Annotated in this window: 14 protein-coding genes and 1 tRNA gene; 10 read left to right on the top strand and 5 right to left on the bottom strand. The window is 66.7% G+C overall.

The features are described 5' to 3' along the window. Positions 1-135: 135 nt before the first annotated feature. The gene (locus tag ACW170_RS01660) at positions 136-1,269 is read right to left on the bottom strand and encodes a capsular polysaccharide export protein, LipB/KpsS family (RefSeq protein WP_492087974.1); all 1,134 of its coding nucleotides are present in this window, start codon (positions 1,267-1,269) and stop codon (positions 136-138) included. Between the two features lie 535 nt (positions 1,270-1,804). Next, positions 1,805-2,962, bottom strand: coding sequence for an OmpA family protein (locus ACW170_RS01665; RefSeq protein ID WP_492087975.1), 1,158 nt, complete (start codon positions 2,960-2,962; stop codon positions 1,805-1,807). Between the two features lie 315 nt (positions 2,963-3,277). Here ACW170_RS01665 and ACW170_RS01670 point away from each other — a divergent pair, with 315 nt between their 5' ends. Beyond that, positions 3,278-4,480, top strand: a complete 1,203-nt coding sequence (locus ACW170_RS01670; protein ID WP_492087976.1) for an acetyl-CoA C-acyltransferase — start codon at positions 3,278-3,280, stop codon at positions 4,478-4,480. Between the two features lie 45 nt (positions 4,481-4,525). Here ACW170_RS01670 and ACW170_RS01675 read toward each other — a convergent pair whose 3' ends face one another. Beyond that, positions 4,526-5,098, bottom strand: a complete 573-nt coding sequence (locus tag ACW170_RS01675; RefSeq protein ID WP_492087977.1) for a demethoxyubiquinone hydroxylase family protein — start codon at positions 5,096-5,098, stop codon at positions 4,526-4,528. A 4-nt stretch (positions 5,099-5,102) separates the two neighbouring features. After that, positions 5,103-5,645, bottom strand: coding sequence for a disulfide bond formation protein B (locus tag ACW170_RS01680; RefSeq protein ID WP_492087978.1), 543 nt, complete (start codon positions 5,643-5,645; stop codon positions 5,103-5,105). Positions 5,646-5,756: 111 nt separating this feature from the next. On the opposite strand from ACW170_RS01680, the gene ACW170_RS01685 reads away from it, so the two are divergent. From ACW170_RS01685 to ACW170_RS01725, 9 genes are all read left to right on the top strand, one after another. Then, positions 5,757-6,386, top strand: coding sequence for an exopolysaccharide biosynthesis protein (locus tag ACW170_RS01685; protein ID WP_492087979.1), 630 nt, complete (start codon positions 5,757-5,759; stop codon positions 6,384-6,386). Positions 6,387-6,503: 117 nt separating this feature from the next. Next, complete coding sequence (hppD, locus tag ACW170_RS01690; protein ID WP_492087980.1) at positions 6,504-7,613, top strand: 4-hydroxyphenylpyruvate dioxygenase; 1,110 nt, start codon at positions 6,504-6,506, stop codon at positions 7,611-7,613. Positions 7,614-7,619: 6 nt separating this feature from the next. Continuing rightward, complete coding sequence (locus ACW170_RS01695; protein ID WP_492087981.1) at positions 7,620-7,796, top strand: hypothetical protein; 177 nt, start codon at positions 7,620-7,622, stop codon at positions 7,794-7,796. A 433-nt stretch (positions 7,797-8,229) separates the two neighbouring features. Then, entirely contained in the window at positions 8,230-9,285 is a 1,056-nt protein-coding gene (locus tag ACW170_RS01700; RefSeq protein WP_492087982.1) for an isoaspartyl peptidase/L-asparaginase family protein, read from the top strand. Positions 9,286-9,501: 216 nt separating this feature from the next. After that, positions 9,502-9,768 (top strand): hypothetical protein, encoded by a 267-nt coding sequence (locus ACW170_RS01705; protein WP_492087983.1) that lies wholly within the window; start codon positions 9,502-9,504, stop codon positions 9,766-9,768. Positions 9,769-9,833: 65 nt separating this feature from the next. Continuing rightward, positions 9,834-10,742 (top strand): hypothetical protein, encoded by a 909-nt coding sequence (locus tag ACW170_RS01710; RefSeq protein ID WP_492087984.1) that lies wholly within the window; start codon positions 9,834-9,836, stop codon positions 10,740-10,742. 46 nt (positions 10,743-10,788) lie between these two features. Further along, a complete protein-coding gene (locus ACW170_RS01715; protein WP_492087985.1) occupies positions 10,789-11,808 on the top strand; it encodes a fumarylacetoacetate hydrolase family protein in 1,020 nt (339 codons plus the stop codon). 81 nt (positions 11,809-11,889) lie between these two features. Further along, positions 11,890-12,678 (top strand): hypothetical protein, encoded by a 789-nt coding sequence (locus tag ACW170_RS01720; protein WP_492087986.1) that lies wholly within the window; start codon positions 11,890-11,892, stop codon positions 12,676-12,678. A gap of 52 nt (positions 12,679-12,730) precedes the next feature. Beyond that, positions 12,731-12,815: transfer RNA gene (locus ACW170_RS01725), tRNA-Leu, on the top strand. A gap of 234 nt (positions 12,816-13,049) precedes the next feature. Here the strand turns inward: ACW170_RS01725 and ACW170_RS01730 are convergent. Continuing rightward, the gene (locus tag ACW170_RS01730) at positions 13,050-13,904 is read right to left on the bottom strand and encodes an alpha/beta hydrolase (RefSeq protein WP_492087987.1); all 855 of its coding nucleotides are present in this window, start codon (positions 13,902-13,904) and stop codon (positions 13,050-13,052) included. Between the last annotated feature and the right edge of the window lie 44 nt (positions 13,905-13,948).

A 13,948-nucleotide genomic window follows, 5' to 3' on the forward strand; every position in this document is an offset into this window, starting at 1 on the left:
GGCGGGGTCGCCTGTCGAAATCTGGCCCCATCTACGTCGGGCGATGCAACGTCCGACGACAGTTATACGACAGTGATATGACAAGGCCCTCATGTGGCCTCGTCGCAACAATCATGCTGCGTCGTGTTGGAGCGGTTAGAAATTCCGCTCAAACATGTCGGCGACGCCATGCGCCGTTCGCTTGATCGCCCGCGGCTCATGGAAATTGCCGTTCACCTGACTCTGGGCGATCACATGGGCCCGGAAACGGGCGAAGAGGGCCGGATCTGGCGCTTGGGGCGCCGCCCAGAAATCGTCCAGCGATTGCTGATCCGTCAGGCCGTCGAAGTCGAAGAAGGCGTCGCCCATCACCTTTACCGGGGTATGGAAGCCCAGGGCCGACAGTGCGGCGCTGGAGTTGTTGACCACCATGCCGCGCGAGGCCCGGCACAGCTGGGCCAGATTGCCGCCGTCGATGAAATCGACCCGACCCTGCAGCCCCCGCTCTATGACCAACCGTCGCGTGACCGCCGCCAGATCGACCACGCCGGGATCGAGCGGATGGTTCTTGACCACGAGCCGGGCCTGTTTGGGCGCATGGGCCGCGAAGCTGGTCATCAATCTGGCCAGGAAGGCCGTATTGTCCGGGTAACGGGAATAGCGCAGCAATTGGGCGTCGCCCTCGCGCTGAAGACAGGCGATGAAGAAATCGCCCCGTGGCGCGATGGCGTCCACGTGGCTGGCGGCGGACGACTGGAAAGCCAGACCCAGATAGCGCCGAATATGGCCCAGGCACTGGGCCAGGGGCGAAAACGTATAGTGGTTGACGTAGCGCGGGAAAAGCAGCCCGCCCAACCCCTGAACCAGATGATAGGCGCTGATGTTCAGCACATGATACGGCAGAATCCGGCCGACCTGGACGGGCTCGGGCAGTTTCGGCGCTGGCGCGCCATAGGCCTGTTTGAAGCGTGGCAGGCCGCTGGACGCGTTCACGCCGTTCCGCTCCACCGTAATCCAGTCCGGACGGAAATAGCCGTTCTCAAGCACCCAGACCTTGGCCTTCAGGCCCTCGCCGGCCGACAGAACGGCGCGATTATAGGGGCCGCCTTCGCCAAACAGGACAATGTCGGTGAATTCCGCCGTCATTTCCTGAAGCCGCGACGCCCAGACATCGGCCCCGCCCTTGAACACCACCCCGCCGCTTCGCCGCCACTCCATGGCGTCGCCTGCATTGAATATCATCCGCCGCACCGTGGCGCCCCGCGCCTCCAGCACCGCCGCCAGAGCCAAACTGAAGCGACCGAACGGCGCCGAAACGATAAGAAACCGCCGCCCCTCCAGACGCGCGGATTGCGATCTCTCCGCCTCCGCGGGTCGAGCGAGGACATAGGTCGGCCCGCCAATCTTTTCGGCTGGTTGGGGCTTGTGCAGGGTTCTGATCCTGGCCTGGGCTAGGCCTGAACCGTCGGCGCGAAGCCGGTAGCGGCGCGAGCGCCTCGCTGACACGGACCGATGAACGGGACGAAGATCGACCATCTAGACGACTCTCGATCGCATGGCGCCGCCTCGGCAAGACGCGCAGGCCGGACCGGCGCACTCGAAACGTTTGGCGAAGAGGGCGATCATCTTGCTCTATGTGGCTTGTCGCTGAAGTTCGTTCAACCGAAATGACGGACCGTCAAACTGGTTTTTTGGCCGCGATTTGCGGTGGCCAAAACCCGAAAGCCGCCGCTTCCAGCAAGGAAACGGCGGCTTTGGCCGTCAACTTCATACAACCTCGACCTTAGTGGCCGACCCGACGAGAGCCGGGTCGGCGCTCAAAGGCTTAGAAGTTGATGTCGATGGTGGCGCGACGGTTCAGCGGCTCACGCACGCCGTCAGCCGTGGGCTTGGCCAGGGCGGTTTCGCCCTTGCCGTCCAGGGCGATGACGCCGCCGTTGACGCCTTGGGCGACCAGGGCGTCGGCGACGGTGCGCGAACGACGGTTCGACAGGCCGAGGTTATAGGCGGCCGAGCCGGAGGTGTCGGTGTAGCCGACGATGACGACGCGGGTCGCAGCGCCGGTCTTGGCGTAGCTGGCGGCCTGGGTCACGACCGAGCGGGCTTCAGCCGTCAGGTCCGAACGATCCCAGTCGAAGTAGACCACGAACTGACGCGCGGCCGGCTTCTGAGCGACCGGCGGAGGCGGCGGCGGGGGCGGAGGAGGCGGGGGGGGCGGGGGCGGCGGGGGCGGAGGCGGCGGAGGAGCCATCTCTTCTGCGCCGAAGCTGTAGCGCAGGCCCAGGGTCACAGTGTGCGACTGGTCGTAGTCGCCGTCCCATTCGCCGAACGACGTAGCGCCCGCGCCGGTGCCGACGGTGGTCGAGGCCCAGGAGGCGTCGCCCGTCAGATAGCGGTAGGTCAGGTCGATGTTGGCGCGGTCGCCGATCGCCCAAGCCAGGCCGGCGATCGCCTGAGCGGCGAACTCGGTCGAGCTGTCGTCGATGCCGAAGCTGGCGCCGCGGTTGGCGCGCAGGTTGCCGACGGTCTCAGCGTTGATGTGGTTCACGCCGGCGCCGAGGCCGACGAAGGGACGCACGCCCCAGGCTTCGTAGCCGAAGTCGTAGAGGACGTTGGCCATCAGGGTGGCGGACTCGATGTCGCCTTCCGGGGAGAAGCAGCCGCCCGTCGCCGGGGTCAGGTTGCAGACGCCCTGGGTGCCCGACACGGCGCGGATCTTGCCGATGTCGCCCGAGCGGTAACCGCCTTCCAGTTCAACGCGCCAGCTGGGGTTGAAGCGATAGCCGAGGCGGGCGAAGGCCGCCCAGCCGTCGTTCACTTCATAGTTCCAGTTAGCGCCGGTGGTCGTCGACTCGGCATTGATGTCGTCGATGATGTGGTAGCCGGCGTCGATCGCGCCGTACCAGCCGTTGGGTTCCGCCGAGGCCGCGCCGGCTGCGAACAGCCCTGCGATGGCGACGGAGGCGAGAAGTTTGAGCTTCATAGCTTCCTCAATCTGTAAAATGCCCGAAGCCGAGCTGCTGCCCGACGTTCCCGAGCCAAACGACATCACCTGACCCTAGTTCCGCCCGACTTCGACGAATGTGGCGACTGTGGCGCCATTTCAACACAATGAGCGAACGCGGATCCATAAGCTCGACCATTCCTTGCGACACACGCCCTTGCGTTGCCCCAACGTGAGGCCCCTAACTTCGAGATCGAGGAAACGTCTTCAGCCACGCCTTAAGTGGCCCAACCAGTCAGCCGGAAACGGGGCTCAAGCAGCCCTAAAGGCGATAGCCCCAGGAAAGAGAATCCCATGCGTGAAGCCGTCATCGTCTCCACCGCCCGCACCCCGATCGGCCGGGCCTATCGCGGGGCCTTCAACGACACCCAGGCCCAGCAGCTGGGCGCCCATGCGGTGAAACACGCGGTCCAGCGCGCCGGCGTGGATCCGGCTGAGATCGAGGACGTGATCATGGGCGCCGCCCTGCAGCAGGGCTCGACCGGCACCAACGTCGCCCGCCAGATCGCCCTGGCCGCCGGCCTGCCCTCGACGGTTCCGGGCATGAGCCTGGACCGCCAGTGCGCCTCGGGCCTGATGGGCATCGCCACGGCGGCCAAACAGGTCATGTTCGATCAGCAGAAGATGGCGGTCGGCGGCGGTCTGGAGAGCATCTCCCTGGTCCAGAACCAGCACATGAACCTGTACCGGGGCAAGGACGAGGCCCTGCTGAAGCTGGCGCCTCATATGTATATGTCGATGCTGGAGACGGCCGAGGTCGTGGCCCGCCGCTACAACATCAGCCGCGACCGCCAGGACGAGTACGCGCTTCAGTCCCAGCAGCGCACGGCGGCGGCCCAGGCGGAAGGCCGATTGGACGCCGAGATCGTGCCCATGACCACCACCATGCTGGTCACGGACAAGGCGACCGGCGAGACCGCCTCGAAGGAAGTGACCCTGTCGAAGGACGAGGGCAACCGGCCCGACACGACGCTTGAGGGCTTGAAGGCGTTGAAGCCGGTCTTCGGCAGCGGCGAGGAGATTCAGCAGGGCGAATATATCACCGCTGGCAATGCGTCCCAGCTGTCGGACGGCGCCTCGGCCTGTGTGATCATGGAGGCCGGCGAGGCGGTGAAGCGCAATCTCCAGCCGCTCGGCGCCTATCGCGGCATGGCGGTGGCGGGCGTAGAGCCGGACGAAATGGGCATCGGACCGGTCTACGCCGTGCCCAAACTGCTGAAACGCCACGGCCTGACGATCGATGACATCGGCATCTGGGAGCTGAACGAGGCCTTCGCCGTCCAGGTCCTATACTGCCGCGACACCCTAGGCATCCCGGACGAGCTGCTGAACGTCTCCGGCGGCGCCATCTCCATCGGCCACCCCTACGGCATGTCCGGCGCCCGGATGACCGGCCACGTCCTGATCGAGGGCAAGCGGCGCGGCGCCAAATACGGCGTCGTCACCATGTGCATTGGCGGCGGAATGGGCGCGGCAGGGCTGTTCGAGATTTTCTAAGGCTCTCGTCTCCTCCCCGTGGCGAAGCGATGGGGAGGAGACGGTCTAGATCTTCTCGCTGACCTTGATCGCCACCCGGCACCCGGCCTTGATCACCCCGCTCAGCAGCCGATAGGCCGGGGCCTCGCGGCTGCCGTGGTCGATGGCGTGGTCGTGGTGGGCCAGTTCCTCGTCTCGGAACTGTTTCAGCTCGGCGGCCAGGGCCGGGTCGCGGTCGCCGATCTCGGCGATCTGGTCGGCATAATGTTTCTCGATCACGCTCTCGACCGCCTCGGTGCAGGCGTGCGCCGCCTTTTCACCCATCAAGGCCGTGCCGGCGCCCAGGGCCGAGGCCGCGATCCGCCACAGCGGCGTCATCGCCGTGGGCCGCACCCGGCGCTCGTTCAGCAGCCGCTCGAACCGGGCCAGGTGCACTGCCTCCTGATCCTGCATCTCGCCCAGGTCGCGCGCCATGTCGCCGTGCGCCTTGCGCCCTTCGAACACAGTCTTCTGGGCGCGATAGATCAGCACGGCCGCATATTCGCCGGCGTGATCGACCCGCAGGATCTCGTCCATCCGCGCCTTTCTGGCGCCCATTCCGGGCCGTGGCAGGGGAATATGGGATGCGGCGTCGGTCATGGCGTCAGGCCTTTTCGAACCGGGGGGCGCGGGCGTCCTTGGGGCGCTTGGCCGCCAGCAGGCTGAATATCGCCAACGCCAGGGAGATCAGGCCGTTCCAACCGGCCATCGACAGGCCCAACCAGCTCCAGGCCACGGAATCGCACATGGCCACCCGCTGGGCCGGGCCCGTGCCCAGCGCCAGGGCGGTCAGGCTCTCTAGATCGACATCGCCCCCGCCTACGCAGGTCGCCGGCAGGCTCCACCACTTGTATTCGCCGCCCATGTGGAAGATCGCGGTCACGGCCCCGGTGGCGAAAACGGCCGCCAAAAGGAAAGAGGCGATCCGCGGCGTGCCGCGTCGGCTGCCGCTCAGAATGGTCCAGGCCGTCGCCACGACCGCCACGGCCACCGCGCCCCAATAGACCTCGCGCTGCTTCAGACACAGGTTGCAGGGCGCCAGGCCCGCGAACCGTTCAAACGCATGGGCCGCGCCCAGCATGACCAGCGACGCGGCCAAGGCGAAAGCGGTCCACCAACGGGTCAGCAGGCGATAGAGTTTTCTCATCGATCCGATGTTTACCTCGCTCCAGCGTCGCCGTCGATGGACGGTTTCGGCTTCGCCGCCGGACCGGACGTGCTAAGCCTAGCCCCTTCCCTCCCTCAAGTGCAAAGCGCCATGTCCGCCCAAGATCTCCATCAGGACGACGTCACCCACGACATCACTCGCCTGCTTCGGCGTCTGTCCGACGAAGGGGGCGACGCGGGCCTGACCCTGGACGAGATCCGCGACCGTCTGGACGAACGGGCCTACGGCCTGCTGATCCTGCTACTGTCCATTCCCTGCCTGGTGCCCGGCCTTTACGGCGTGCCCCAGGTGGTCGGCGTCGCCATCATCCTGCTGGCGGCCCAGATGCTTGTCGGCCGCGAGGAACCCTGGCTGCCGCGCTGGCTGCTGAACCTGCGCGCCAAGGCCTCCTGGCTGAAGGCCATGGCCGATTTCGCCGAATCCAAACTGGGCTGGATCGACCGGCTGTCGCGCCCCCGCCTGCGTCGCTTCGCCGACGGACCAGGCGAGAAGCTGGCGGCGGTCTTCATGATCCTCGCCACCCTGACCATCGTCCTGCCGATGACCAACACCATCCCCTCCGTCGCCCTGGCCCTGCTGTCCGTCGGCCTGATCCAACGCGACGGCCTGTTCGTGATCGCGGGCGCGGCGGTGACGACGGGCTGGCTGACGATCCTGGGCGTGGTGGCGACCGGCCTGCTGCTGGGAGCCGAATGGGCGACGCGGCTGCTGCCGGGCTGACTTCCATCACGACCCCGTGGTCCGCCTTGGCTCTGTCGTCATCCGCGACTAGGTTCCGCGCCAATCGGCGGCCCCTTTCGGTTAAGCCCGCCACAAAAGTTATGCGGGAGACGCGCCATGAACGACATGACCCCCACTTCTAATCAGACGACTGCGGAACAGATCAACCTGGAAAACCCCCTCGGCGTCGACGGATTTGAATTCGTCGAATTCACCGGCCCGGAACCCAAGGCGATGATTTCGCGCCTTGAACTGATGGGCTTCACCCAAACCCACGTGAACCCGAAGACCGACGTGGTGCGCCTGAAACAGGGCGACATCTCCTTCCTGGTCCACCGCACGCCGAACGGTCAGGCCCAGGCCTTCGCCGCCGACCACGGCCCCTCGGCCAACGGCATGGCCTTCCGCACCACAGACGCCAAGGCCGCCTATGAAGGCGCGCTCCAACGCGGCGCCGTGGCGGCGACCGATGCGAACGGCGGGGCGCTGGGCGACTATCCCTATATCCTCCAGGGCATCGGCGGTTCGCTGCTGTACGTCATCGACCAGTATGGCGACGCCGGCTCGCTGTACGACGCCTGGGACGAGATCGAGGGCTGGGAAGAGGCCGAGCGCAAGAACTCGATGGGTCTCGAGATCCTGGACCACCTGACCCACAATGTCCGCCGCGGCCAGATGCGCACCTGGTCGGGCTTCTACGGCTCGGTCTTCAACTTCGAAGAGCAGAAGTATTTCGACATCAAGGGCAAGGCGACCGGCCTGTTCTCGCAAGCCATGATCGCGCCCGACCGCGCCATCCGCATCCCCTTGAACGAAAGCCAGGACGACAACTCCCAGATCGAGGAATTCCTGCGCCGCTACAACGGCGAAGGCATCCAGCACATCGCCCTGACCACCGAGAACATCTTCGAGACGGTCGAGGCCATGCGCGCGCGCGGCGTCGACTTCCAGGACACGATCGAGACCTATTTCGAACTGATCGACAAACGCCTGCCCAACCATGGCGAGGACGTGGAGCGGATGCGCAAGAACCGCATCCTGATCGACGGCTCGGACGAGGACGGCCTGCTGCTGCAGATCTTCACCCAGGACACCTTCGGCCCGATCTTCTTCGAGATCATCCAGCGCAAGGGCAACGAGGGCTTCGGCAACGGCAACTTCCAGGCCCTGTTCGACTCCATCGAACTGGACCAGATCCGTCGCGGCGTCATCAAGGTCGACGCCTGAATGCGGATGCGGCCGCCGACCTGGCTGCCCTACCTGGGGCCGCCTCTGGCCGGGCTGGGCGCCGGCTCCGTCGGGATGTGGCTGGGCGGCGGGTTCTGGGTCTCCCTGATCGCCGCCCTCTTCATCGGCTTCGCCCCCATCGTCGTCTACTATGTCTGGAAGCGCCTGCACCATCGGGGGTGAGCCCCACGGGCTTGTCCCGGGGCCACCTGTCCGCCGCACGGAAAGGGGATGGCGCCGCCGCCCCACTCCCCACTCCCGTCATCCTCGGGCTTGACCCGAGGACCGGACGTTCTGCCGCATTGCGCCTGAAGCGACGCACAGTCCGCCCAACGCCTGATCCTCGGGTCAAGCCCGAGGATGACGAAGAAGAGGCGTCAGCTCGCACAGTCTCTTCCGCCCAGCATCTGAAAACGCACAGCTTTTCAGATTCTCTCTGCAATCGACCTGACACGCTCCTCCGCGCGGTTAGAATGGCGGCCCAAAGCGGGAGCCGGCCATGACGCGAACGACACGGACTGTACCACGGACGCATCACAACGCGTCGCCCCGGCTCAGCGCCGCCGAAGAATCCACTAAAATAGACTCAAAAAAATTAGAGTGGAATCGTGCATTCATGCAGACGCGCGCCGTCTTGGCCGCCCTTGCGGCCCTCGCCGCCGCCCCCGCAACCGCCCAAACCCCGACCGACGCCCCGCGCTGGTCCCTGGCCATCCACGGCGGCGCCGGCGTGATCGAGCGCGCCAGTCTGACGCCGGAACAGGACGCCGCCTATCGCGCCGCCCTGCAACGCGCGCTGGACGCCGGATCGGCGGTGCTGGCGCACGACGGCTCAGCCCTCGACGCGGTCCAGGCCGCCGTCCAGGTCATGGAGGACGATCCCCTGTTCAACGCCGGGCGCGGCGCCGTCTTCACCGCCGCCGGCCGCAACGAACTGGACGCCGCCGTCATGAACGGCGCGGACCTGACCGCCGGCGCCGTCGCCGGCCTGACCACCACCCGCCATCCGGTCGCCGCCGCCCGCGCGGTGATGGAGCAGTCGCCGCACGTCATGCTGATCGGTCCCGGCGCCGACGCCTTCGCCGCCCAGGCCGGTCTGGAACAGGTCGATCCGGCCTTCTTCTTCACCGAACGCCGCTGGCAGGGCCTGATCAAGGCCCTGACCGAGGCCGGCCTGCCCCTGCCCGCCCCTCCCGCCGGAGCCCCCGCGCCTGGAGCCCAAGCGGCCGTCGCCCCGCCGCTGAACGAGAAGAAGTTCGGCACCGTCGGCGCCGTCGCCCTGGACAGCCAGGGCCGTCTCGCCGCCGCCACCTCGACCGGCGGCATGACCGCCAAACGCTGGGGCCGGGTCGGCGACGTGCCGATCATCGGCGCCGGCACCTACGCCTCCAACGCCGACGGCTGCGCGGTCTCCGCCACCGGCTCGGGCGAGTATTTCATCCGCTCCACCGTGGCCCGCGACATCTGCCGCCGCACCGCTGACGGCGCGACCGTCCAGACGGCGGCCGAAGCCGAGATCGCCGACGTCGGCTCCATCGGCGGCGACGGCGGCGTCATCGTCATGGGCCTGACCGGAGCCCCGGCCTTCGCCATGAACACCTCGGGCATGTATCGGGGGGCGGTGTCCTCGAATACGCCGCCCCACGTCGCTATCTATGCCGACGAAGACTGACCTCCTCTTTCGTCATCCTCCGACAAGCCGCGCAGCGGCGCAGATCGGGGGACCCAGCGGCGCGCGCGAGCGCGAACCTGTCGCGGACTCGCCCCTTAGCGTTCTTGCGGCGGATGGATTTCGCCTCCGGCGCCGCTGGGTCCCCCGATCTGCGCCGCTGCGCGGCCCGGAGGATGACGAAAGCAAAAAGCCGTTCCCTCCTGTGAGGCTGACCCCATGACCCCGACAGACGACGAACTGACCGTGATGGCCGAAGAAGAGCTGGACGCCGCCTGCGCCATGCCCTTCGTCGAGTTGAAGAAGATCACCCCCTGGGGCGACTCCTATGTCGGATTCGCCCCGTCCGGCCGCGAGGTCGAGGTCGAGCGCCGCTATCTGTGGGCGGTTGAACCCGCAGGCGGGGTGGTCGTCGAGGTCGAGGTGCGCGACCCCGCCGCCCGCGCCGGCGCCGAGGCCAAGGCCCTGCTCACGGAACATCGTTAACCTTTCACTTGGCCCAGCTTCGCGGCTGCGGCATGATGTGAGCGTCTGGGGACAGGGGCGTGCGCATGGCGATTTCGATCAACTACCCGTCGGATTTCGTCCCGGCCGAGCCCGCGCCCTTCGACGTGGCGGACCCAACCCTGTTCCTGGGCGTGGATCCCCTCATTCTTCTGCTCCTGTTCGTGATCGGCCTGTTGCTGTTCGCCGCAGGGGGCTGGGGCGCACGCGAATACAGCTATCGGCGCGAAGGCGGGTTCGGCCGCGACGGCGACGCGGTTCCCCATATCTACAAGCGCCTGCTCCTTGTGCTGGAGAACGCGATGAAGGCCAGCAGCAACGCCCTGCCCGCCCGCGCCCAGGAAGTGGAGGAAGAATTCCAGCGCCTGCTGGGTCCCCTGCTGGTCATCTGCGCCGGCGTCGGCGGACCGTTGAAGGATTTGAAGAAGGCCCTGATCGGCGACGCGCCGAAGGAAGAACCCAAGAAGGCCGACAAACCGGCCGAACCCAAGCCTGAGGCCGCGTGCGGCTGCGGTGGGCATGGTGGACAGGATCGGGGCTGTAGTTGCGGCGTCGGCGCCGCGCGTGACCGGGGCTGCGGCGGCGGCGGCCATTCCGTCATGCCCGCCGTGATCGTCAGCCAGACGGTGGTGGCCAACGGCTTCGTCTGCCTCTGCGGCCGCCCCTCCAAGGGTGAAGCCTGCACCTGTTCGAAGGAACCGGCCAAGCCTCACGCCAAGCCCGCCGAAGCTCATGCGGAGGCCAAGCCCGACAAGCCTGAGAAACCCAAGAAAATGCCTGAGGACCAGCGTGCACGCGCTTTGCGCGAAGCCCTCCAGGCGCTCTACGATCACTGGTCGGTCGAGGTCGATCGGATCAGAGAGCTTGAAAACGCCCGCCGCGCCCTGTGCACCGCCCCGCCGAAACCCAGGAGCGAGGCGGAGACCGACCGATCCCCCGTCTGGTCCAGAGGCTGACCACCGGTCTGTTCCCCCCGCCGCGAAATCGGTCTAGGCCTTGGGCATGAAACTCGCCTCGCTCAAGCACGGCCGCGACGGCCGCCTCGTGGTCGTCTCGCAGGACCTGCACTGGTTCACCGACGCCTTCCTGATCGCCCCCACCCTTCAGGCCGCCCTGGACGACTGGGACCGCTGCGGTCCCCGGCTTCTGGCCCTGGCCGAAAGCCTGGAGCATGAGGCCGTGCCGCGCGGCCGCTTCCACGAACGCGACGCCGCCTCCCCCCTGCCCCGCGCCTACCAGTGGGCCGACGGCTCGGCCTATGTGAACCACGTCGAGCTGGTGCGCCGCGCCCGCGGCGCCGAGATGCCCGCCAGCTTCTGGACCGATCCCCTGATGTACCAGGGCGGTTCCGACAGCTTCCTGGCGCCCCGCGATCCCATCCCCCTGGCCGACCCCGCCTGGGGCTGCGACCTCGAGGCCGAGATCGTCGTGGTCGTCGGCGATGTGCCCCAGGGCGCAACGCGGGACGAGGCCCTGGCCGCCGTCCGCCTGGTCGGCCTGGTCAACGACGTCTCTCTGCGCAACCTGATCCCCGCCGAACTGGCCAAGGGGTTCGGCTTCGTCCAATCCAAACCCGCCAGCGCCCTGTCCCCCGTCCTGGTCACGCCCGAGGCTCTGGGCGACCGCTGGAAGGACGGCAAGCTGCACGGCGAACTGACCGTCCAACTGAACGGCGCCGACTTCGGCAAGGCTGACGCCGGCGTGGATATGACCTTCGACTTCGGAACCCTGATCGCCCACCTGGCCAAGACCCGGTCCCTGTCGGCCGGGACGATCATCGGTTCAGGCACGGTCTCCAACCGCGACGCCGACGGCGGCCCCGGCAAGCCGGTGTCCGAGGGCGGGCTGGGCTATTCCTGCATCGCCGAGGTCCGCACGGTCGAGACGATCCTGCGCGGTCAGGCTGAAACGCCTTTCCTGGCCCATGGCGACACGGTCCGGATCGAAATGCTGGACGACCACCATCACTCGATCTTCGGCGCCATCGAACAGACGGTCGAACCACTTTTACGCGAGGCCTGACCACACTGGATTGACCGATGCGTCCGCACGCACCAAACACGCTGTGGTTGGCGGGCCGAACCCGCACATGGAGGTGACCGCGTGAAATCGACTGTGCTTCCCCTTGTGTTTTGCGCGGCGAGCCTGTGGGCCGGCGCATCCGCTGCGCAGGACGCATCCGGCGAGCCCGACTGGGATCTCGTGAAGGATGAGTCGAAAAAGGCGACAATCGCCTACGTGACCACGACAAACGGACTGACGATCGCCACAAGGTGCATGGACGGCGACTATTCCGCACTCCTGGCCGGCCTCCCCGCCTTCGAGGCAGACCAAAAGACGCGCGCGCTGCTCCTGAGGTTCAGAGACGATACCGAGACAGAGTGGCGCTGGAACGTCACGACCGACCCCACGGCCGCAATAGCAGACTTTCCGGCGCCGTTCGCACGCCAGTTGCGCAAGGGAGGACGGCTCCAGGTCCGAATTCCAGACGGCGCGGCCCCCGGACGGGCTCTTCGCTACGACTTGATGCTGCCTCCGTCAGGAGGCGCGATAGACCAGACCCTGACCGCCTGCAGCCGTCCCGTTGACGATGCGCGCGACTTCAACCTCTCGGCGATCGCCGAGAATGGCCTGCCGTTCGGCGCAAGATGGGGGCGACGGATCAACCCGCGATTTCCCAATACCCGTTACGCCGAAGGTTTCGCCACAGTCAGTTGCGTGGCTCATCCGACGGGCCAGCTAAGCGATTGCAAGGTCGAGGCGCAACACCCCGGCGACGGCCGCTTTGGCGATGCGGTCCTGCGTGCCGCCGACGACGCGACCATCGCCTATGATGTTCCGCCGAACGTTCCGGGCCTGATCGCCTTCCGTGTAAACTTCATCATGAGGTAAAGAGCCTCTGGACCCGCCTTGCCCGTCTGTGGCAAGAGGCGGTCCTTCCGCTGCGGGCGTGGTGGAATTGGTAGACGCGCTGGACTCAAAATCCAGTTCCGAGAGGAGTGCCGGTTCGACCCCGGCCGCCCGCACCACCTTCTGAAATTTATGGAAATTCGCGCTCTAAGGCGGTCTTCATATGGAGACGGCCCGTCCCGGAGCCAGCAGGTTCGGCGCGCATGCGCGCACCGGAGCCAGATCAGGTTCGGAACGGGCCGTAAAAGATCGGTACGAATACTTAAATCCGACCCGCAGCCATATTGGCATTAAGTCGCATTGTTGGAAAGGTGCACCGCTAACGAAAATGCGCTTCACCCGCAAAAGACCGGTCATTGACTTAGCGCCCTGTGGAAGAAGCCTGTCACATCAGCCAGCACGGTCGCCTTTTTGCGGAACAGCGGGGAGAAGGTAGCCACTAGGTCTGCATGGTCCAGCCCCGGATAGAGTTTCGCCTCCGACCGACCGCCTGCCGCCCTCATCCGTTGGTCAAGGATGGTCGTGTCCTCGGCATGGACCACGACATCCTCCGTTCCGTGGCCCAGCCAGATCGGCGGGGCGTCCGGCCGGACGAAGGTGACCGGCTGGGTCAGGGTGGGGTCCGGCGCGCGGCCGAAGGCGTTCCGCGCCGCCCCCGCATCAAGCGGCAGAAAATCGTAGGGCCCGGCCAGACCCGCCGCTGCCTTGATCAGGCCCGGACGCCTCACGGCCTCCATATAGCGGCGGTCTAGCGCGATCATCATGGCCAGGTGCGCGCCCGCCGAATGGCCCAGAACACCCAGTTTGTCGGGGTCTCCACCATGGGCGGCGGCGACGTCTGCTGTCCTGGCCGTAGCGGCGGCGGCGTCTTCGATGAAGGCGGGAAAAACGGCCTGGGGCGCCAGCCTATAATCGGGGAGAGCTACGACGAAGCCTTGAGCCGCCAGGGCCTGCGCCGCCCAGCCGTACAGGTCGCGCGACCCCGAATCCCAGCCTCCGCCATAGAAGAAGACCAGGGTCGGATAGGGTCCCCGCGCGCTGGGGGCATAGAGATCCATCCGCTGCCGGGGGTCGTCGCCATAGGCGAGGTCGCGCGCCACACGGCGCGCACCGGCGTCTCGAGGCCCAAGGCTGTTGAGCAGACTCAAAGGCGAACAGGCGCCGGCGATAAGGCCCAGGGCGGGCGCCAACAGACCCCGGCGTGTCATGCGATACGATCCATGGCTTCCAATACGTCTTCGCGCCCCGTTCG

Source organism: Brevundimonas sp. FV2ps16 (assembly GCF_058681075.1).